Origin of the sequence: Exiguobacterium sp. RIT341 (genome assembly GCF_000632205.1) — a bacterium.
In the GTDB taxonomy this organism is placed as follows: Bacteria; Bacillota; Bacilli; order Exiguobacteriales; family Exiguobacteriaceae; genus Exiguobacterium_A.
In genome coordinates, this window is the sequence record NZ_JFYW01000001.1 from 33,323 (window position 1) to 53,285 (window position 19,963).

The 19,963-nt window shown below is 48.2% G+C and carries 25 protein-coding genes and 1 riboswitch; of the genes, 19 read left to right on the forward strand and 6 right to left on the reverse strand.

What is annotated here, in order from left to right:
- Nucleotides 1-7 precede the first annotated feature (7 nt).
- The 11 genes from sufD (at nucleotide 8) to BW42_RS00250 (ending at nucleotide 10,527) form a co-directional block, all read left to right on the forward strand.
- Nucleotides 8-1,285 (forward strand): Fe-S cluster assembly protein SufD, encoded by a 1,278-nt coding sequence (gene sufD, locus BW42_RS00200; RefSeq protein WP_023469157.1) that lies wholly within the window; start codon nucleotides 8-10, stop codon nucleotides 1,283-1,285.
- 1 nt (nucleotide 1,286) lies between these two features.
- Entirely contained in the window at nucleotides 1,287-2,510 is a 1,224-nt protein-coding gene (locus BW42_RS00205; protein WP_035406011.1) for a cysteine desulfurase, read from the forward strand.
- Nucleotides 2,500-2,934, forward strand: a complete 435-nt coding sequence (sufU, locus tag BW42_RS00210; RefSeq protein ID WP_035406013.1) for a Fe-S cluster assembly sulfur transfer protein SufU — start codon at nucleotides 2,500-2,502, stop codon at nucleotides 2,932-2,934. Before BW42_RS00205 ends, sufU begins: the two co-directional genes overlap by 11 nt.
- 36 nt (nucleotides 2,935-2,970) lie before the next feature.
- The gene (gene sufB, locus BW42_RS00215; RefSeq protein ID WP_023469154.1) at nucleotides 2,971-4,368 is read left to right on the forward strand and encodes a Fe-S cluster assembly protein SufB; all 1,398 of its coding nucleotides are present in this window, start codon (nucleotides 2,971-2,973) and stop codon (nucleotides 4,366-4,368) included.
- An 87-nt stretch (nucleotides 4,369-4,455) separates the two neighbouring features.
- A complete protein-coding gene (locus tag BW42_RS00220) occupies nucleotides 4,456-5,007 on the forward strand; it encodes a dihydrofolate reductase family protein (RefSeq protein WP_035406015.1) in 552 nt (183 codons plus the stop codon).
- A 146-nt stretch (nucleotides 5,008-5,153) separates the two neighbouring features.
- Nucleotides 5,154-6,227 (forward strand): acyltransferase, encoded by a 1,074-nt coding sequence (locus BW42_RS00225; protein WP_035406017.1) that lies wholly within the window; start codon nucleotides 5,154-5,156, stop codon nucleotides 6,225-6,227.
- A 167-nt stretch (nucleotides 6,228-6,394) separates the two neighbouring features.
- Nucleotides 6,395-7,237, forward strand: coding sequence for a DUF72 domain-containing protein (locus BW42_RS00230; RefSeq protein ID WP_035406019.1), 843 nt, complete (start codon nucleotides 6,395-6,397; stop codon nucleotides 7,235-7,237).
- Nucleotides 7,238-7,258: 21 nt separating this feature from the next.
- Nucleotides 7,259-8,560, forward strand: a complete 1,302-nt coding sequence (locus BW42_RS00235; RefSeq protein ID WP_035406022.1) for a bifunctional UDP-sugar hydrolase/5'-nucleotidase — start codon at nucleotides 7,259-7,261, stop codon at nucleotides 8,558-8,560.
- Between the two features lie 62 nt (nucleotides 8,561-8,622).
- On the forward strand, nucleotides 8,623-9,522 hold the full coding sequence (lipA, locus tag BW42_RS00240) for a lipoyl synthase (protein WP_035406024.1): 900 nt from the start codon (nucleotides 8,623-8,625) through the stop codon (nucleotides 9,520-9,522).
- A 95-nt stretch (nucleotides 9,523-9,617) separates the two neighbouring features.
- Nucleotides 9,618-9,995 (forward strand): YutD family protein, encoded by a 378-nt coding sequence (locus BW42_RS00245; RefSeq protein WP_035406026.1) that lies wholly within the window; start codon nucleotides 9,618-9,620, stop codon nucleotides 9,993-9,995.
- Between the two features lie 85 nt (nucleotides 9,996-10,080).
- Entirely contained in the window at nucleotides 10,081-10,527 is a 447-nt protein-coding gene (locus BW42_RS00250; protein ID WP_035406027.1) for a general stress protein, read from the forward strand.
- A 35-nt stretch (nucleotides 10,528-10,562) separates the two neighbouring features.
- Here BW42_RS00250 and BW42_RS00255 read toward each other — a convergent pair whose 3' ends face one another.
- Together BW42_RS00255 and glpX are read right to left on the reverse strand one after the other, a co-directional pair.
- Complete coding sequence (locus tag BW42_RS00255; RefSeq protein ID WP_023469147.1) at nucleotides 10,563-10,838, reverse strand: DUF3055 domain-containing protein; 276 nt, start codon at nucleotides 10,836-10,838, stop codon at nucleotides 10,563-10,565.
- Between the two features lie 35 nt (nucleotides 10,839-10,873).
- A complete protein-coding gene (glpX, locus tag BW42_RS00260) occupies nucleotides 10,874-11,854 on the reverse strand; it encodes a class II fructose-bisphosphatase (protein ID WP_035406031.1) in 981 nt (326 codons plus the stop codon).
- A gap of 151 nt (nucleotides 11,855-12,005) precedes the next feature.
- Between glpX and BW42_RS00265 the strand changes: the two genes are divergently transcribed.
- Together BW42_RS00265 and BW42_RS00270 are read left to right on the forward strand one after the other, a co-directional pair.
- On the forward strand, nucleotides 12,006-12,449 hold the full coding sequence (locus BW42_RS00265; protein ID WP_035406033.1) for a DUF86 domain-containing protein: 444 nt from the start codon (nucleotides 12,006-12,008) through the stop codon (nucleotides 12,447-12,449).
- 6 nt (nucleotides 12,450-12,455) lie between these two features.
- Entirely contained in the window at nucleotides 12,456-13,220 is a 765-nt protein-coding gene (locus BW42_RS00270; RefSeq protein WP_023469144.1) for a TIGR01457 family HAD-type hydrolase, read from the forward strand.
- Nucleotides 13,221-13,262: 42 nt separating this feature from the next.
- Here BW42_RS00270 and BW42_RS00275 read toward each other — a convergent pair whose 3' ends face one another.
- Nucleotides 13,263-13,490, reverse strand: coding sequence for a NifU family protein (locus BW42_RS00275; protein WP_012371190.1), 228 nt, complete (start codon nucleotides 13,488-13,490; stop codon nucleotides 13,263-13,265).
- Nucleotides 13,491-13,599: 109 nt separating this feature from the next.
- On the opposite strand from BW42_RS00275, the gene BW42_RS00280 reads away from it, so the two are divergent.
- Nucleotides 13,600-13,896 (forward strand): DUF1462 family protein, encoded by a 297-nt coding sequence (locus BW42_RS00280; RefSeq protein WP_035406035.1) that lies wholly within the window; start codon nucleotides 13,600-13,602, stop codon nucleotides 13,894-13,896.
- A 41-nt stretch (nucleotides 13,897-13,937) separates the two neighbouring features.
- Here BW42_RS00280 and BW42_RS00285 read toward each other — a convergent pair whose 3' ends face one another.
- Nucleotides 13,938-14,990 (reverse strand): NAD(P)/FAD-dependent oxidoreductase, encoded by a 1,053-nt coding sequence (locus tag BW42_RS00285; RefSeq protein ID WP_035406037.1) that lies wholly within the window; start codon nucleotides 14,988-14,990, stop codon nucleotides 13,938-13,940.
- Between the two features lie 92 nt (nucleotides 14,991-15,082).
- Here BW42_RS00285 and BW42_RS00290 point away from each other — a divergent pair, with 92 nt between their 5' ends.
- On the forward strand, nucleotides 15,083-15,316 hold the full coding sequence (locus BW42_RS00290; RefSeq protein ID WP_023469141.1) for a YuzB family protein: 234 nt from the start codon (nucleotides 15,083-15,085) through the stop codon (nucleotides 15,314-15,316).
- Nucleotides 15,317-15,392: 76 nt separating this feature from the next.
- Here the strand turns inward: BW42_RS00290 and BW42_RS00295 are convergent, their stop codons facing one another.
- Nucleotides 15,393-15,959 carry an ECF transporter S component gene (locus BW42_RS00295; protein ID WP_029342415.1) on the reverse strand — a complete coding sequence of 189 codons (567 nt, stop codon included), beginning with the start codon at nucleotides 15,957-15,959 and terminating at the stop codon, nucleotides 15,393-15,395.
- Between the two features lie 154 nt (nucleotides 15,960-16,113).
- A riboswitch (FMN riboswitch) is annotated at nucleotides 16,114-16,256 on the reverse strand.
- Between the two features lie 111 nt (nucleotides 16,257-16,367).
- On the opposite strand from BW42_RS00295, the gene BW42_RS00300 reads away from it, so the two are divergent.
- From BW42_RS00300 to BW42_RS00315, 4 genes are all read left to right on the forward strand, one after another.
- Nucleotides 16,368-16,718, forward strand: coding sequence for an iron-sulfur cluster assembly accessory protein (locus tag BW42_RS00300; protein ID WP_029342414.1), 351 nt, complete (start codon nucleotides 16,368-16,370; stop codon nucleotides 16,716-16,718).
- A gap of 118 nt (nucleotides 16,719-16,836) precedes the next feature.
- On the forward strand, nucleotides 16,837-17,703 hold the full coding sequence (locus BW42_RS00305) for an NAD-dependent epimerase/dehydratase family protein (protein ID WP_035406038.1): 867 nt from the start codon (nucleotides 16,837-16,839) through the stop codon (nucleotides 17,701-17,703).
- The gene (locus BW42_RS00310) at nucleotides 17,700-18,203 is read left to right on the forward strand and encodes a GNAT family N-acetyltransferase (protein ID WP_035406040.1); all 504 of its coding nucleotides are present in this window, start codon (nucleotides 17,700-17,702) and stop codon (nucleotides 18,201-18,203) included. Before BW42_RS00305 ends, BW42_RS00310 begins: the two co-directional genes overlap by 4 nt.
- Complete coding sequence (locus tag BW42_RS00315) at nucleotides 18,200-18,691, forward strand: GNAT family N-acetyltransferase (RefSeq protein WP_035406042.1); 492 nt, start codon at nucleotides 18,200-18,202, stop codon at nucleotides 18,689-18,691. The genes BW42_RS00310 and BW42_RS00315 overlap by 4 nt, the downstream gene beginning before the upstream one ends.
- A gap of 241 nt (nucleotides 18,692-18,932) precedes the next feature.
- Here BW42_RS00315 and BW42_RS00320 read toward each other — a convergent pair whose 3' ends face one another.
- A complete protein-coding gene (locus BW42_RS00320; RefSeq protein WP_035406045.1) occupies nucleotides 18,933-19,931 on the reverse strand; it encodes an NAD(P)/FAD-dependent oxidoreductase in 999 nt (332 codons plus the stop codon).
- Nucleotides 19,932-19,963: the final 32 nt, after the last annotated feature.

Sequence of the window (19,963 nt, forward strand, 5' to 3'; positions counted from 1 at the left end):
AAGCATGATGACTGTAGAACTGAATCTTGCAGTAAATCGCGAGGCAGTGGCAGAACGTGCGACTCGCTTAGGGGAACCATCTTGGATGGTCGCAAAGCGTCAAGACGCGCTTGATCTTGCCCCAACGCTCGCATTGCCAAAAGTAGAAAAAATCAAGATCGAAGGCTGGAACTTCACAGAAGGTACGACGGAACTTGAAACCGTCACTGGTCTTTCTTCAGATATCGAAGCATTGATCGGCGAAAACCGTGATCACATGCTCGTCACGCGTAACGGACAACTCGTCCACGCGCAAAACAGTGAAGCGGCGAACGGCGTCATCTTCACGACGCTCGAAGACGCATTAAAACAACACCCGGAACTCGTCGAGAAGTACTTCATGACTGAAGGTGTTCAAGTCAACGAAGATCGTCTTGCGGCATTAAACGCAGCACTTCGTAACGGCGGTACGTTCCTTTATGTACCAAAAGGCGTCAAGCTGTCTGTACCGATGCAAGCAATCTACACGCTTGAGCAATCAGGCGCTGCCCTTTACCATCACGCAATCATCGTTGCAGATGCTGACAGCGAATTGACGTATATCGAAAACTTCGTCTCTTACGGTGACGAAGCGCATAACGTCAACGTCGTCACAGAAGTATTCGTCGAAGACAACGCAAAAGTTCTCTTTGGTGGTGTAGATACACTATCTAAGGGTGCCATCACGTATATGAACCGTCGCGGTGTCGTCAAACAAGGCGCGAAGCTCGAATGGGCACTCGGTCACATGAATGACGGTCACACGGTCACCGAAACAAAAACACACCTCGTCGGAAACGATTCGTTCTCAGATACGAAAGCCGTTACGGTCGGTCGTGGAGAGCAAAAACAAAACTTCAACGTCCGTACGGACCATTTCGGTAAAGGATCAGAAGGTTTCATCTTGATCCACGGTGTCCAAAAAGACGCAGCAACATCAATCTTCAACGGAACGTCGATGATCCATCACGGCGCTTCGAAATCAAACGGCGTTCAAACGGAACGTGTCCTCATGTTGTCGGAAAAGGCACGTGGTGATGCAAACCCAATCCTCTTAATCGATGAGGATGACGTCATGGCAGGACACGCGGCATCTGTCGGTCGTGTCGATGAATTACAACTCTACTACTTGATGAGCCGTGGTCTTTCACGGAAGGAAGCAGAACGCCTCGTCGTTCACGGTTTCCTCCAGCCAGTCGTCTCGGAACTTGCGATTGACTCGGTGAAAGAACGTCTCGTTCAAGTCATCGAAGGGAAAGTAAACTAATATGGGAATCGATGCATCCATCCGCAATCAGTTTCCGATCCTCGACCAACAGGTCAACGACCGGAAACTCGTCTATCTCGATAGTGCGGCCTCGTCGCAGAAGCCGCTCGTCGTCATCAATGCGATTGACGACTACTATAAGACGATTCATTCGAATGTGCACCGTGGCGTCCATACGCTCGGAACACGAGCGACGGATGCGTACGAAGGTGCGCGTGAGAACGTTCGTCGTTTCATCCAGGCGCAACACCATGAAGAAATTATCTTTACCCGCGGTACGACGACAGCGATCAACATCGTCGCGTCAAGCTACGGGATGGAGCATGTCGAAGAAGGCGACGAGATCGTCGTCACGTACCTCGAACACCATGCGAATCTCATTCCGTGGCAACAAGTCGCTAAACGCAAAAAAGCGAAGTTGAAATACGTTGATTTGACAGCAGATGGTCGCGTAACGGTCGAAGCGGTCGAAGCACAACTGTCCGACCGGACGAAGATCGTCGCGATGGCACATGTCTCGAACGTCCTCGGTACGATCAATCCGATCAAAGAAGTCGCTTGTCTTGCGCACGCTCGAGGAGCCGTCATGGTCGTCGATGCCGCGCAAAGTGCGCCGCATCAACGGATTAATGTTACGGATCTCGATTGTGATTTCCTCGCCTTCTCTGCACACAAGATGTGTGGTCCGACAGGCGTTGGTGTTCTTTACGGGAAAAAGGCATTACTCAATGCGATGGAACCGGTCGAATTCGGTGGTGAGATGATTGATTACGTCGGTCTTGAAGAGTCGACGTTCAAACCGTCTCCATATCGTTTCGAAGCGGGTACACCGATCATTGCAGGTGCCGTTGGTTTATCGGCAGCGATTGATTTCTTAGAAGAGATTGGTCTAGAGAACGTCGAAGCACACGAACGTGAACTCGCGCAGTATGCGATGGCACAAATGCGTGACATCGACGGACTCACGATTTACGGTCCGGAAGAACGCGTTGGACTCGTCACGTTCAATCTCGGTGATGTCCATGCACATGACGTCGCAACCGTCCTTGATATGCAGGGAATCGCGGTTCGCGCCGGTCATCACTGTGCACAGCCCCTGATGCGTTGGCTCGGAGCGAGCTCGACGGCTCGCGCTAGCTTCTATCTCTACAACACGAAAGAAGAGGTTGACGCACTCGTGACAGGACTTCGCCAAACGAAGGAGTATTTCAGTCATGGATTTTAACAATCTCGATCACTTGTATCGTCAAGTGATCATGGATCATTATAAAACTCCCCGAAATCGCGGTGCGATCGAGGGGGGAGTCACGATCGACATGAACAATCCGACGTGCGGCGATACGATTCGTCTCCAGCTCGCGATTGAAGACGATGTCGTCCGTGATGCGAAATTTGACGGGGAGGGCTGCTCGATCAGCATGGCGTCTGCTTCAATGATGACGCAACTCGTCAAAGGTAAGACTATCGATGAAGCCTTACGACTCGCGGATATCTTTTCGGACATGGTCCAAGGAAAAGACTATGACGACGAATCGTTCGACCTCGGGGACGTCGAGGCACTCTCGGGTGTCACGAAATTCCCGGCACGCATCAAATGTGCGACACTTGCCTGGAAGGCGCTCGAACGCGGCGTAGAAGAAGGGAAGTAAACTTCGGTCACAAGCAAGTAAGAGGAGGAAATGAACATGGCAAAGAACATGCCGGAAATTGGCGATTATAAATATGGTTTCCACGATCGCGATATCTCGATCTTCCGTTCTGGACGTGGCTTGACGACTGAAGTCGTCGAAACGATCTCGAAAATGAAGGAAGAACCACAATGGATGCTTGATTTCCGTTTGAAATCACTCAAGATCTTCAACGAACAAGCAATGCCAGCTTGGGGTGGCGATCTCTCAGAATTGAACTTCGACGATATCACGTACTACGTTAAGCCGTCTGAACGTGCAGAGAAATCGTGGGATGAAGTACCGGAAGAAATCAAACGTACGTTTGACAAACTCGGTATCCCAGAAGCAGAGCAAAAATACTTGGCAGGTGTCTCGGCTCAGTACGAGTCAGAGGTTGTCTACCACAACATGAAAGAAGACCTCGAAGAAATCGGTGTCGTCTTCAAAGATACAGATACAGCCTTAAAAGAAAACGAAGATATCTTCCGTGAGTACTTCGGAAAATTGATTCCGCCAACAGACAACAAGTTCGCAGCCTTGAACACAGCGGTCTGGTCAGGTGGATCGTTCATCTACGTACCAAAAGGCGTTAAAGTCGACACGCCGCTTCAAGCCTACTTCCGGATCAACTCGGAAAACATGGGTCAATTCGAGCGGACGTTGATCATCGTTGATGACGAAGCATCGGTTCATTACGTCGAAGGATGTACAGCACCGGTCTACACGACGAACTCGCTTCACTCAGCGGTCGTTGAGATTTTCATCAACAAAAACGCTTACTGCCGTTATACAACGATCCAAAACTGGGCGAACAACGTCTACAACCTCGTTACGAAGCGTGCGATCTGTGAAGCTGGCGCAACGATGGAATGGGTCGATGGTAACATCGGTTCGAAACTGACGATGAAATACCCAGCCGTCATCCTCAAAGGTGAAGGTTCACGTGGTATGACATTGTCAATCGCAATTGCAGGTAAAGGTCAACACCAAGATGCGGGTGCGAAAATGATTCACTTAGCACCGAACACATCGTCGACGATCGTCTCGAAGTCGATCTCAAAACACGGTGGTAAAGTCACGTACCGCGGTATCGTTCACTTCGGACGTAAAGCGACAGGTGCACGTTCGAACATCGAATGTGATACGCTCATCATGGATAACCAATCGACGTCGGATACGATTCCGTACAACGAAATCCTCAACGATAACATTTCGCTCGAGCACGAAGCGAAAGTCTCGAAGGTCTCGGAAGAGCAATTGTTCTACCTCATGAGCCGCGGGATCTCACAAGAGGAAGCAACGGAAATGATCGTCATGGGTTTCATCGAGCCGTTCACAAAAGAACTTCCAATGGAATATGCGGTCGAAATGAACCGTCTCATCAAGTTCGAGATGGAAGGTTCAATCGGATAATTCGTCTTACTCTCTCATCTGCGGATGAGGGAGTTTTTTTCATGGTTGGAGGAAAACGGGTATAGGAGGGAAAAAGGAGGGGTTACTATGCGTGACATCGTTTATTCCTTTCAAGTCTCACTTGACGGTTATATCGAGGATGCGTCAGGCAGCATCGATTTCGCTTCACCGGATGCGGAACTGCATCAATACTTCAACGATTATGAGAGAACGTTCGATACCCATGTCTATGGACGTCGTTTGTATGAAATGATGCAGTACTGGGAGACAGCGGATCAAGAAGACGAGCCGATCATCGTTGAGTATGCGAAAACGTGGCAGGCGCTTGAGAAGATTGTCTTCTCGCGAACGCTCGACGCTGTCGAAGGAAAGGCGCGTCTAGCGACCACGTCGCTTGCCGAGGAACTTCAAGCACTAAAAGCCCTACCTGGAAAGCAGATTGCGATCGGGGGGGCGACACTTGCTGCTGAAGCGATTGAGCTTGGACTCGTCGATCGCTATCATGTTGTGATCTATCCTGTTCTACTCGGAGATGGGAAACGAATGTTTCCAGTGTTTGATCAATCACAAGCGCTACGGTTAGTCGAGACACACGTCTTTAAATCGGGATGTATCGTGTTATCTTACGAAAAAATCTAGTCTTTATAAAAAGAGTCTCTTATTTCAAAAGAGATTCTTTTTTTTGTGACATTCAATAAAATTTGGATATTTTCATTTAATATGGGCGAAAATAGATTATAATAACTTTTGTAAAAAATCTATAAAACTGATTAAGGTGTGAAAAAATGAAATTTTATCAGGAAATTCCAGTCATTCGATCGATTGCGGCAATTTTGGTCGTCGCTGTCCATGTCATCGCTGGTCTCTATTATTCTCAAGGAGAATTTACAAACGAGGCAATCGGTTATATCAACCAGTTTGCTCGAATCGGTACGCCGATTTTTGCCATCATCAGTGCTTTTCTATTGATGTCGATGGTCCAGCGCAAAGGATTTAATCTTGGAACATTCGTTAAATCACGTTTTTCTAAAATTTTCATCCCTTATCTGATTTGGAGTACCGTCTATCTCGTGTATCGTTTTCATGTAGAAGATAGTTTGAAGCCGGGTGTGCCGTTATCGGAGTACTTCCTTTATGGAACGGCGAACTTCCATTTGTACTTCATTTTGACTGTGCTTCAGTTTTATGTCGTCTTTCCATTTCTCGTAAGATTCAAGAAAGGAACCATGCTACTTGTTGCAACTGTGGTTGCGATGGGCGTCAACTATTTCTGGCTGACGTCAGGAAGCTTAACGACGAATAACGACTTCCTCAATCAAGTCGTCAACAGTCGCTCTTTCTTACTCAACTGGATCGCGTATTTCATGATGGGAATTACATACGCTGTTTATTATGAAGAAATACAACAGATTCTAAAACGTCACCGGACAATCTTGTTGCTCATCAGTGGATTGATTTTGGTTGATATTTGGGTCAGTATTGATTTGAACCGAATTTATACTTCGACGAATCTTGCGAACCTCGTGTATATCCCGTTCGTTCTTGTCGTTTTGAATTATGCTTTTCAATATGTGCAGAGAGATGCGACAGCAATGCGACTCTTTCAAACGATTGGAACACATTCGATGGGCATCTATCTGATTCATCCGCTCGTCATCCGCGGAATCGGTCGAACGGATCTCTTTGCTTACTTCGACTCTGCGAGTATGTTCGTTTGTGCGATGATCGTCACGCTTGCAGCTTCGATTTCTGTATCGTATGTCATCAGTCTATTGCCCTACGGTAACTATATCGTTCCGGTACCGAAACGAAGAGCGCCTGCTCCAAAAATCGTTGAGGCACAGACTTCTGCTTCATAATGAAAATCGTTAACTAGACATCCTTTTTCTTCCTGCATGAGCAGGGGGGAGAGGGATGTCTTTTTTCTGAAAAAGAGTGTTTGCTCAGGAAGCATCGAAGAAGAAATCCTGGATTCTGCTATGCTATGATGAATAGGTAGAATAGAACACGCGAGGGGGAAGAGAGCATGATATATATCGGTGTCACGGGCTGGGGAGATCATGATAGTCTCTACTTGACCCCGCAAGATCGAAAAGAAAAACTAGCTGCCTATGCTGGGCATTTTCCAGCAGTTGAGGTCGACTCGACGTTCTATGCGATTCAACCAGAACGAAACTATGAGAAATGGGTATCTGAGACACCGGACGGTTTCCGCTTCATCGTTAAGGTCCACCGCGCGATGAGTGGGCACGACCGGGAAAATAAAGATCCGCTCGGACCAATTTTTGAACAATATATCACGTCGATTGAACCGATGCGTAAGAGTGGAAAAATTGCGGCAATCCTTGTCCAACTTCCACCATGGTTCGATGTCAGTAAATTGCACTTGGAATACTTGCAAACGATCCGAAAATCGCTTGCTGGACTGCCAGTCGCGATCGAATTCCGAAATCCATCGTGGTACTCGGAAGCCTATCGTGAGCGGACGCTCCGTTTTTTGAAGGAACATCAGTTCATCCATACGATTTGTGATGAACCGCAGACGGAAGACGGTTCCGTACCATTCGTACCTGTCGTGACGCAGGAGACGGCATTCATTCGATTACATGGACGAAACAAGGCCGGTTGGTTAAAGAAACCGGGTCAAAGTAGTGACGATTGGCGAAAAGTCCGCTGTCTCTATCGTTACTCAGAAGATGAGCTACAGGAACTTGCAAGTCACGTCCGCGACGTTGCAGCGGAAGCAAAGGATGTCTATGTCTTTTTCAATAATAACTCAGCAGGAGATGCTGCCCCGAATGCGAAACGATTAATCGAAATTCTTGATCTCGACTATGAACTCGCGCCGCGACAAATCTCTTTGTTTTAAATCATCAAGGGGGGCTTCTGCATGAAGTTACACATCATTCACTATAATGATTTGCACTCACACTTCGACATGTGGCCTCGCTACATGTCATTCGTCAAGGAACACCGGACGTATGATTCGCTTGTTTTTGATTTAGGCGATCATGCTGACCGTGTCGATCCAGCGACGGAAGCGACAAAAGGAAAAATTAATACGCATTTATTGAACGCGTTGATGCCGACTGCTGTGACGATCGGAAACAATGAAGGGATTACGTTTCCGCACGACTGGTTAGCAGACCTCTATACGGAAGCAGACTTTCCAGTCCTTGTCTCGAATTTAGAAGCACCATTCGCCAAGCAAGGTGTCATTCATGAGTTACCGACGGGAAAAGTCGGTGTTTTTGGTCTGACGGCACCTTATATTGAACTATACGGATTACTCGGTTGGACGATCGAAGAACCATTTGACGTCGCGGCGCGCGAGATCGAACGTTTGCGCCAGGAAGTCGACGTCCTGATTTGTTTAAGTCACCTCGGATTTTATCAGGATGAAGAACTTGCGATGCGCTTTCCAGAACTTGATTTAATCATCGGTGCGCATACACATCATGTCCTCGATGATGGTGTCGTCAAGAACGGTGTCTTAATCACGCAAGCCGGAAAACACGGTCAGTATGCGGGTGAGATTTATATGAATACGGATACGGGTGAGAAAGAAGCAGTACTTCATTCCCTACACGATTACGTTGAGGATGAGGCAACAGCGAAATTACTCGATCGAGAACAATATCTGGCGGAACAACAGATGAAGGAACCGATTGGCGAGACAGCGGGTCTAGCCAATGATTGGTTCAGTGAGTCGCCGTTTTCACAGTTGCTCGTCGAGACGATGCGCGACTGGTGTGAGGCAGATATCGCTTGTGTACCAGCCGGTATTCTGCTCGGGTCGCTTCCACCAGGTCCCGTTTCTGCCTTTGATTTACATCGACTCTGTCCACATCCGATCAATCCTTGTAAAGTCACGATGACAGGAATGGAATTACAAACATTCCTCGATGAAGTCAACAAAGAACAGTTCGAGCACTTAAAGGTTCGTGGTCTTGGATTCCGAGGAAAGTTGATGGGACGGATGCATTATGCTGGTTTGGCGGATCATCAACCGCTTGAGCTAACACGCGATTATTCTGTCGTCTTGCCGGATATGTTTACGTTCGGTCCATTATTCCCGGCCATCAAAGAGATGCCAAAAGAATATTTCATGCCTGAATTGTTGCGTGATTTGTTGTTTGAACGCTTATCGGAGAAGTCGGAATATAATGAATTGCATGTTCGCAAACCCTGATTGTTTGTTATACTAAAGCAGACTTAATTGACTTTTTTGGGGATGAAGGGGGAAGCGAAACCATGGGACGCGGAGAAATCCAACGTAAACCGGAATGGTTGAAAATCAAGCTGAATACGAATGAGACCTACACAGAATTAAAGAGTATGATGCGCGAGAAAAAGCTACATACTGTCTGTGAGGAAGCAAAGTGTCCGAATATCCACGAGTGTTGGGCGGTACGCCGGACGGCGACGTTCATGATCCTCGGAAGTATCTGTACACGTGCGTGCCGTTTTTGCGCCGTGACGACAGGACGTCCGAACGAACTCGATCTCGAAGAACCAAAACGTGTCGCGGAATCGGTCCGTTTGATGAACCTGAAGCACGCGGTCATCACAGCGGTCGCACGCGATGATCTGAATGATTTCGGAGCAGGCGTTTACGCTGAGACGGTTCGTGAAGTTCGTCGGATGAACCCGGAGACATCAATCGAAGTCTTACCTTCAGACATGGGTGGGAATTTCGAAGCTCTGAAAACATTGATTGACGCACAACCAGACATTATGAACCATAACATCGAGACGGTTCGCCGTCTGACACCAACTGTTCGTGCAAAAGCCACATACGACCGGACGCTTGAATTCCTTCGTCGTTCGAAGGAGCTCGCACCTGAAATTCCAACGAAGTCGAGCTTGATGCTTGGTCTTGGTGAGACATGGGAAGAGATTCTCGAAACGATGGATGATCTTCGCGCAAACAACGTCGACATCATGACGATCGGTCAGTATCTCCAACCGACGAAAAAGCACCTCGACGTCATCAAGTACTATACACCGCAAGAATTCGCTGAACTGAAACAGATTGCGCTTGGTAAAGGCTTCTCACACTGTGAAGCTGGTCCACTCGTTCGTTCATCGTATCATGCAGATGAGCAAGTCAACGCAGCGAAAAAGAATAAAACAGCACTTCCGATCGACTAACGATCAACGACCGTTCGAGCAGCTGACTCGGACGGTTTTTCGTCTGTCAGGAGAAATGGAATATGCTATGATAAGAACAGCAGGAGGTGGGAATAATGATACAAGTCAATCGGGAACGTTATGAAGTCGTCGAAGAGAAACGGGAAGGCTTTAATGAAGAAGCCTTCATCGGTCGTTTCAGCGATGTCCTTGAAAAATATGATTATATCGTGGGCGACTGGGGGCACGGTCAATTACGACTACGTGGCTTCTATGAGGATCAACACGAGAAAGCAACATTCGATACGAAGATTTCGCATGTGGCTGATTATCTCTACGAATACTGTAACTTCGGATGTGCCTATTTCATCGTCAAGAAGGTCGGATTGGTAGAAGGAGAAGAAGCACCACCTCGCTTCGACGGTTCTTCATCCAATACGTTGAAGTTGAAACGGAAGTTCGCACCTGTACCAGACAAGACGGAAGGCGAGTAATCAAACTGTCATACAGAAAAGCGTTTTTATTGGAAGGAATTCGGCTATTACTATAAGTATCACGTACCTATAGGAGGAATCATCCATGCGAATCGTTGGAATTTACTCATCCGTACCAGAAGTCGTCAGTGCCGTGCACGATCTCCGTGTTGCGGGTGTCGTCTCGACTGATTTAAAAGTCTTAGCACACGACAAATACGATCTCGAACAAATCGAGGAATTGGCGGATCTAAACAACCAACAGACATCCACGCGTCTATCGCAGGAAGATCATCGTAATCTATGGCAGGAAATCAAGAGTATCTTCAAAAAAGATGAATCGCTCTCTCATGGAGATGCCATCCACGGAAGTGGCTTGACGAAGGAAGACGTCGATCGTGCGAATCATGCAGTCGAAAGTGGTCAGTTCGTGTTACTTGTCGGTGATGAAGCGGATCAGCATTCAGAGCGCCGTGCTCATGACGAGTCAGATAATACGAATGTCTTTAGCGGACCGAACACACTAAATGAACGAAACGATCGTCTCTTATAAGACAAAAAAGCCTTCGTCCGCGACGAAGGCTTTTTTCATAGACCGATATAAGCGCGAAGATACATTTCGAGTTCCGTTGCCGCATCGTCTTCGACGTCAAACGCCGTTGCGATGTAGCCGGGTTCATCGAAATCATCCGCGCCGATGATTGCATAGCGATTCGATAAGAGATTCAAGACGAGAATCTTACCGTAAAAATGTTCCGAATGCGTGATGGCGAGATCAAACCGACTGGCTTCTCCAATCCAACTGACGAAGCGTGTCTTCGTTTGTTCGACATCATCGTATAAAAAATCACGTTCTTCCATCATTCAGCTTCCCTCATTTCCCTAACGTCTGTTTCAGATTAAAGGGTTTGGGGGACTTTTTGCAAGTATGGTTTACGCGATAAGCTATGCTCGGCGATCACTTTTCGGATTGTCCGTGTTTTCGAACGCATGACGAGAGATGTCGTTTCAACGATATCATCCGTCAAGAACTTCACGCCATCGAGCATTTCGCCTGTCGTGACGCCTGTTGCTGCGAAAATACAGTCGTCGCTTTTGATCAGGTCGTCGAGCGTTAAGAGTTGAAGTGGATCCGCTAGACCCATTCGGATGACGCGAGCTGTTTCTTCTTCGTTCAATGGATGTAAGCGTGCTTGCATATCGCCACCCATCGCTTTGACGGCAGCAGCCGTGATGACACCTTCAGGCGCACCGCCTGTTCCGATGAAGATATCGATTCCTGTCGCAGGAGAAAGTGGTGCGATTCCAGCTGAGACATCACCGTCTTCAAACAGACGGACGCGTGCGCCCATCCGCATCGCTGCTTCGCGGAAATGATCATGACGTGGACGGTCTTGCATGATGACCGTGACGTCCTCGATCCGTTTATTGTTATATTGTGCTGCCTTTTCGATGATGACTTCAAGCGGGTCGTCGAGTGAGACGTGCCCTTTCAAGTTCGGTCCGACTGTTAATTTATCCATATACATATCGGGTGCGTGGAGCAGGGCGCCTTGATCGGCGACGGCGATGACGACCATCGCATTGCCAAGTCCTTTAGCGACGATATTCGTTCCTTCGAGCGGATCGACGGCGATATCAACGATTGGACCGTTCGCTGTTCCGACACGTTCGCCGATGAAGAGCATCGGTGCTTCGTCGAGCTCGCCTTCACCGATGACGACTGTTCCGTTCATGTTGACCGTGTTCAAGACTTCGCGCATCGCAGTCGTTGCTGCGTCATCCGCTTCATTTTTCTTACCGCGACCAATCCATTGAGCAGAAGCTAGTGCTGCTGCTTCCGTAGCGCGTACGATTTCCAGTGCGAGTTCCCGTTCCATGTATATAACCTCCACGTCACCAATGTGACATACTATTTTCAGCAAAAATCTAAATTGAGGATAACACATTGGGGAATGTGATGCAAATGACCTTTCTGCTTTTCAGGATTGCTGGATAACGATAAAATGGAGAATGTGAGGGGGAATGAAGATGTATTTCGTCAATCGTCAAAAAATCGAAGAGACGGTCGTCTGTTATGAGACAGCACTTCGACAAAGTAAGGAAGTTACGGGGGATCCGGTAACGACGGCACTGGCTATGGAGCGGATCGGTTTTTTAGTCATCGAGAGTGTCATCGATATCGGAAACAGTATGATTGATGGATTCATCATGCGGGATCCGGGAAGTTATGAAGATATTATCCTCATCCTAGAAGATGAGAAGGTGATTGATGGACCGCTTGCGACGAGTCTGAAAAAGCTCGTTGCGTTACGTACGTTGATCGTCCGGTCATTCACACAGTCGAGTATGGCGGAGATTCGGGCGATACTTGAGACAGAGGAAGCAGAACTACGTCGTTTTCCGGAAGCGATTCGCCGGTATATCGAGACAGAACTCGGACCGGTGTCTGCATTTTTACCAAACGAGGAGTGAGTCAGGATGAAGGCAAAAGGCTATTTATTTGATTTAGATGGAACGATGTATAACGGAACGGAACCGGTAAAAGAAGCGGTCGATTTCGTCAATCGTCTGCAAGCAGAGGGCATTCCATACTTGTTCGTGACGAATAACGCGTCGATGACGGCAGAAGCCGTGGCAGAGAAACTACGCGGGATGGGTGTTCATTCCGATGCGAAACACGTTTTGACGAGTGCGATGGCGACTGGTCGTTATATTGCTGACCTGTCACCAAAAGCGCGCGTCTATGCGATCGGAGAAACAGGACTGATCGACGCGCTTGAACGAGAAGGGTTAGACGTCGTCGCAACCGAAGCGGCAGATTACGTCGTCATCGGTCTCGATCGTCAAATCACGTACGAAAAACTCGCTGTTGGTGCACTTGCGATTCGTGCCGGTGCCCGGTTTATTTCAACGAACGGTGATATCGCGATTCCGACCGAACGTGGTTTCCTGCCAGGTAATGGTGCTTTGACGTCCGTCCTGCGCGTGACGACGGAGAAGGAACCGTTCTTCATCGGTAAACCAGAACCAGTCATGGTCGATATCGCGACAGAAATGATTGGTCTGTCAAAAGAAGACGTCATCATGGTCGGAGACAACTACCATACGGACATTCTTTTCGGGATCAATGGAGGTATCCGGACGATGCACGTCAATTCTGGCGTCCATACACCAGTCTTCATTCAAGGGCAGGATCGTCAACCGACATACATGGTTGATACGTTAGCTGAATGGATTCTATGAATCAAAAAATCCCGAACGAGAATTCGTTCGGGATTTCATGTATTAGAAGACTTGTTCGACTTCGACGACGCCAGCGACTTCTTCAAGAAGGGCACGTTCGATACCGGCCTTCAATGTGATTGTTGAACTTGGGCAGCTACCACAAGCTCCCATCAAACGGAGTTTTACGATTCCGTCTTCTACATCTACGAGTTCAACGTCTCCTCCATCACGAAGAAGGAACGGACGCAATTTTTCAAGAACTTCATTCACTTGATCAAACATTTCCATGCGTAAACACATCCTTTCGTATAGTTTCATTGTAACAGGGTTGAAAAATGTTCTCAATCTGGAAAACTTGTATACTAAAGAGGAGTGAATTGAAAAGGGGGACTTCAAGATGGAAATCACGGTTTACGGAACAGCGGTCACCTGTCCGAGTTGTGTCGGGGCACCTAGCTCGGAAGAGACATTCAGTTGGCTACAAGCCGTCCTCGGGCGGAAATATGAGCAAGCGATGACGCTTCGCTATGTTGATTTCGAGACAGCAACATCAGATCAATGGACGGAAGCGCTGAAAGAGGATGTCTATTTTTATCCACTGATCGTGCTCGATGATGAGATGATTGATGAGGGGTACGTCAAACTCAAGACGATCACAGCGGCAATCGATGCGAAGCTGAATCAGGCGGGATGAACGAAAAAGAGGTATCCCAAAGCTTGGGACACCTCTTTTGCTCATTTAATCTTTTTGTGTTTCCATAAGACACCGGACTTCAAGAGACGTGGGACTTTCCCCGTCAGTGCTTGTTTGCCCATGACGATTCCGAAACCATCTGATTTTCCGAGTGAACCGAGCATCCCGCGCAGTTTAATTTCTGGCAGCTTCGGTAATTTCTTTCCTTGCCACTTGGCTTGTAAGACATCGACGACTTGTTCTGCCTGATGTTCTGCGAGTTGACCACTTGGTGCATACGGTAGACTTGCACAATCACCGATGACGAAGACGTTATCGTATTCCGGTACGTGATGATGTTCCGTCAATTTGATCCGACCGCCACTATCCGCAGCAAAGCCGAGATCGCGTACAACTTTGACCGGCTGCGTACCAGCTGTCCAAATCGTTAAGTCGGATGGATACGTATCGTCGCCGTTTCGCACATCGTCCGCTGTGACAAGCGTGACATTCGAGTTGTTGATGACTTCAACGTCATGTTCCTCGAACCATTCCTGAACGTAAGACGAGACTTTATCGGATAAGAACGACAAGACGGATGGACCGCGGTCGAATAGACGAATCGTCAAATCCTTCCGGCTCTCATGCAGTTCACTGGCGAGTTCGACACCAGATAGACCAGCACCGACGATCGAAACAACGGATTCCGGTGACAGACCATAAATCGCTTGTTGTGTCTTCCGTGATTCTTCTAGTGTCTGGATGCTGTATGTAAATTCTTGAGCACCCGGAATGTTGTGGTATTTATCCTCGCAACCGAGGGCGATGATTAAGTCATCATAGAATAATTCTGATCCGTCCTGCAGATGGACTGTATTCGTCTCTGGTGAGATTTTGATGACATGTCCATATTTATAGGTAAGATGTTTCCCCTCCGGAAATTCAATCCGGACATCCCGATCTGATAATGTACCTGCTGCGAGTGCGTAGTATTCCGTTTTGAGTGCGTGGTACGGTAGACGGTCGACGAGCGTGACGGCAACTTCCTCGTCCTTGAATCGCTCACAAATCCGCATTCCACCATAACCTCCGCCGAGTACGATCAATTGCTTCATAACGTAAAATCCCCCTTAGTTCCCCTAAATCAGTCTGACCTTGTATAATACGACATGAGGCAGGTCGTTTCCTGCTTGAAGGAGGAAAAAAAGTGAATCCGATTATTGAATTTTGTATTAGTAACTTAGCGGCTGGTACACAGGTCGTCATGGAGCAACTTGAACGTGACCCGAATGTTGACGTCGTCGAATACGGTTGTCTCGGTTATTGCGGGATTTGTTCGCTTGACCATTTTTGTCTCGTAGATGGTGAGACCGTCGTAGGTGAAACGCCGGAAGAGTTGCTTGAAAAGATTTACCTGAAAATCGAAGAGAATGAGCTGTGAGCATGGACAGCCAAAAAATCCCCTCGTTCGTCTGAACGAGGGGATTCGTGTCCGTCAGCGGGCGCAGCTTTTCGGATCAGGCAGATTGTTGACGGCGCATCATCCATGGGCGTAGTTTCAAGAACAATGGAATGAAGAGTGCCGAGATGAACAAAGCCTTGATGACGTTAAACGGTAAGATACCGGCAGTGATCGCTGTCCATTTGACAGCTGGATCCGCCATGTAATCCATACCGAGGAACCATGCATACGCTGGAAGGATCAAGATATAGTTGAGGATCGCAAGACCGAGTGCCATCGTGATCGTACCAGCGACGAGACCAGTTGCGAGACCTTGTGTTGATTTCTTTTTGTGGTAGAACCAGCTGACAGGTAGTACGAATGCGACGCCTGCAGCGAAGTTCGCGAATTCTCCGACCGGAACACCACTTCCGCGGAAAATGTAGTATAACACGTTCTTCAATGCTTCGACGATGACACCTGCGACCGGTGAGAACATGATCGCTGCGACAAGAGCAGGAACATCACTGAAGTCGATCTTCAGATAGTTTGGTAAGAACGGTAGTGGAAAATTGATAAGCATAAGAACAAACGAGATTGAACCTAACATTGACAGAGTGACCATTTTTTGTGTGCGTTTCATACGAGTATTGTCTCCTTTTGCTCGTTCCTCTCGATGAAGTATTGGCATGACTGCGACCATAAAGAAACCCCTATTGATCAGATCAACAGGGGAGAAGTCCGCATTAAATAAACCTAATCGATTATTGCAAAATCGATCAAATTCAAACTCATGCCGCCATCTTCTCCCATCCAGACTGTACTGTCGGCTCCTGAATTACACAGAATCAGCAAATAGCGCCCTATTCGCTCGCGGGCTTCAACTTAAAAAGAGTTGTTTACCGCCGGTCGGGAATTTCACCCTGCCCTGAAGATGGAACGATTATTTTATTGTACATACCATTTATACAACGAATTCAAGATAGTTTCAAGCAACTAGGTTTCGATTCGCTCAGAAGTTGCGTATACTAAAGAAAAGGAAGGTGATGACATGATCCATTTAACGGAGGCAGCAGCGCTACAAGTCCAGGACATGATGGCGCAGGCACCAGCAGATGAACGAAATCTTCGGATGCTCGTCCAAGGTGGTGGATGTAGTGGTCTGTCGTACGGAATGGGATTCGATCAACAAAAAGAAACGGATCTCGTTTTTGAACAGCACGGCGTGACCGTCATCGTGGACGAAAAGGATTATCCGGTCGTCAAAGGACTGGAAATCGATTATAAACAGTCAATGCTTGGTGGCGGATTCACGATCACGAATCCGAATGCCATCGCAACGTGTGGTTGCGGAACATCATTCCGGACAGCAACGAATGCCGGGACACCAGGTGGCTGTTAATGAATCCAATCGTGGACATCGTCCACGATTTTTTTGTTGCTCTCATACAGGAGACTTGTTGAGTTTACTCGAAATATTACAGAGAGTGAATGCTACTACGAATAGGGAGGGCTTCAGGATGAGAAAAGTATTGATCTTCGGGGGAACACGCTATTTCGGACGACGCTTAGCAATTCGTTTAGCCGATTCGGGGGATGATGTGACGATCGTCACACGCGGTGAGCATACTCCACCCGTCGCGAAGGGCTTGACATTTTTCAAAGGAGACCGGACGTCAAGTAGTACGATGAAGGATTTAAGCCAACAGCACTGGGATGTCATCTATGACAACATTTGCTTCACGCCGTATCAAGCAAAGCTCGCGATCGACGCGTTTGAAGGAAAAGTCGGACGCTATGTGTTGACGTCGACGATGTCTGTTTATGAAGACGGTGGTGCGAATATCACGGAACGTGCCTACAATCCGTTTCCCGGGAAATATGATCTTGAGAAGGAACATGGGTATGGCGAAGGAAAGCGCCAAGCGGAGAGTTATTTCTTCCAACGCGCGACCTTCCCTGTCGTTGCCGTTCGTTTTCCTGTTGTCCTCGGACCAGACGATTATACGGAACGACTTGTCTTCCATATCAAACGCGCGCTTGACGGTCGTCCGATTATCGCTGAAAACAACTATGCGAAGATGGGCTACATCTCAAGTTACGAAGCCGCTGCCTTTCTTGAATGGTGTGGTCGTTCGGAATTGACAGGACCGATCAACGCTGCGAGTGACGGCGTCCTATCGATTCAAGACCTGATGGATAAAATCGACCGTATTGCGGGAACGACGAGCCAAATCGTCGCAAAAGGAGAGGATGAATCGCCTCTTGCGCCAGAACGCGATTTTTATATGGATACGACAGCCGCAAAACAAGCGGGCTATCTGTTCCAACATGTCGATGACTGGCTTGATCGTTTGATTGAAGAGGAGGTGCGCAATCACCAATGATGCAGTTGATGAAACCAACTCTTGCATGGGAGACAGAATACCGCGCCTTTTTAGAAGACTGGCGAGAGTCGGGCGAAACGATCGTGCCGGAAGCAGTCGGAGTCACATATGAGCCGCTCGGCGCTTATTTTGCGGAACTGAAGGAAATGGAGACAACGGTCAGACCGGGTCTCGTCACCCATTCGACGTACTGGATGGTCGACGGACAACGAATCGTCGGCGCGTTAAACTTCCGGCATGACTTGACGGAGAACTTAAAATTGTACGGCGGACATATCGGATACGGCATCCGACCATCCGAGCGTCAGAAAGGATATGCGACGACCGGTCTTCGATTGGCGCTTGAAGAAGCACGTCAGCGTGGACTCGATCAAGTGCTATTGACGTGTGGTGTTGATAATCTCGCATCACGTCGTGTCATCTTAGCGAACGGCGGACAGGAAATCGAACCGACTGTTCGCAATGGACGCGAGACACGTCGCTTCATTATCCCGTTATGAGAATTCGTGAAGCACGTCTTGAAGATGCGTCGACCATTGCGCGAGTTCATATCGATGCCTGGCGGGAGACGTATCAAGATGTCATCCCGGATTCGTATTTAGCGCAGTTGTCGTATGCGAAACGAACGAAACAGTGGGAGCAGACGTTAGTTGATCAACGCGTGTATGTTGCCCTGTCAGGAGAAGAAGTCGTTGGCTTCGCGCAAGGTGGACCAAGTCGAAGTGATGCGCGTGAAGGGGAGCTTTATGCGATTTATGTCTTGCAAGCGTCTCAAGGTCAAGGACTCGGTAAAGCGTTGTTTCAACGCATCGCTGAGGACTTAGCGGAGTATGAGACGATGCAGGTTTCTGTCTTGCGGGATAATCCTGCGTGCCAGTTTTACGAGCGATTCGGTGGTCAGGTCTTCGAAGAATCGATGATTGAGCGTGGTGGGGTGGAACTCGTGCAGCGGGTTTACCGGATGCCTGTTAAAAGATCATTCGTATGAAATCGGACGTTTCAACATCTTCGCTTTCCTCAGGCGGGATGTAAGCCGCGCCAGTTCCCATTCCATGTGATCTGTCGGGTCTTCCTTATCCCTGACGGAAGCACACATCGTGCTTCCTTTTCCTGTAGGAGTCAAAGATGTTTGGTCACGTCCTAGGTGTGATTCCATCAAAATAAGAGGTCGGACTCCGGTATGTTATCCAGAATTCGACCTCTTATTTGTTTGCAGCCATTCATTTATCTCAAGAATGATTCGTTACTTTTTCGAACAGACTTGTCGAGTGTTGCGGGTGACGAGCCGATGGATCGACAAGAAGTTTCGCCTGGTTGACGGCAATCGGTGCTTCACCGAAGCCTGTTGCGATCAATTTGACGCGTCCTTCGTAAGTCGCAATATCTCCACAAGCGAAGACGCCTGGAATCGCAGTCTCCATCTTCGAGTTGACGCGAATCGAATTGCGTTCGAACTCGACTTCCCATTCTTTGAGCGGCCCAAGTGACGAGACGAAACCAAAGTTGCAGACGACATCGTCAGCAGCAACGACGACGACTTCGCCACTTTCAGCATGTTTGAACGTCATCGTCTCGATGTGCGTCTCACCTGTGACCGATTCGAGCGTATACGGCGTCATGACGTTAACGGATGAGTCGTGTAATAGTTCGACCGAATGTTCATGGGCACGGAACTTATCGCGACGGTGGACGAGCGTGACGGATTTCGCAATCGGTTCAAGCATCAATGACCAGTCGACTGCTGAATCGCCACCACCAAGCAGGACGACTTGACGATCCTTGAAACGTTCCATGTCGTTGACGAAATAGTGCAAGTTTGTTTCCTCGAAGCGTTCCGCGTCCGCGACACCGAGTGGGCGCGCAGCGAACGAACCGTTCCCTGCTGTCAAGATGACGGTCTTCGTATAATGCTCGCCTTTGTTCGTGACGAGGCGGATGATCCCATCATCCATCCGTTCATAAGCGATGACTGTCTCACCGAGCACATACGTCGGATCAAATTCATTCGCTTGTTCAAGTAGCCGATCGACTAGTTCCTGCGCTTTTACTTTTGGAAAACCGGCGATATCGTATATATATTTTTCAGGATAAAGCGTAGCGAGTTGACCACCTAATTGAGGTAGACTCTCGATGACCTTCGTCTTCATCTGGCGCATTCCTGAATAAAACGCGGTGAACAGTCCGACCGGACCGCCGCCGATGATCGTGACATCATATGGTTGGTACATCTGATTCCCTCCTAGCATTGGATAGGTCTATT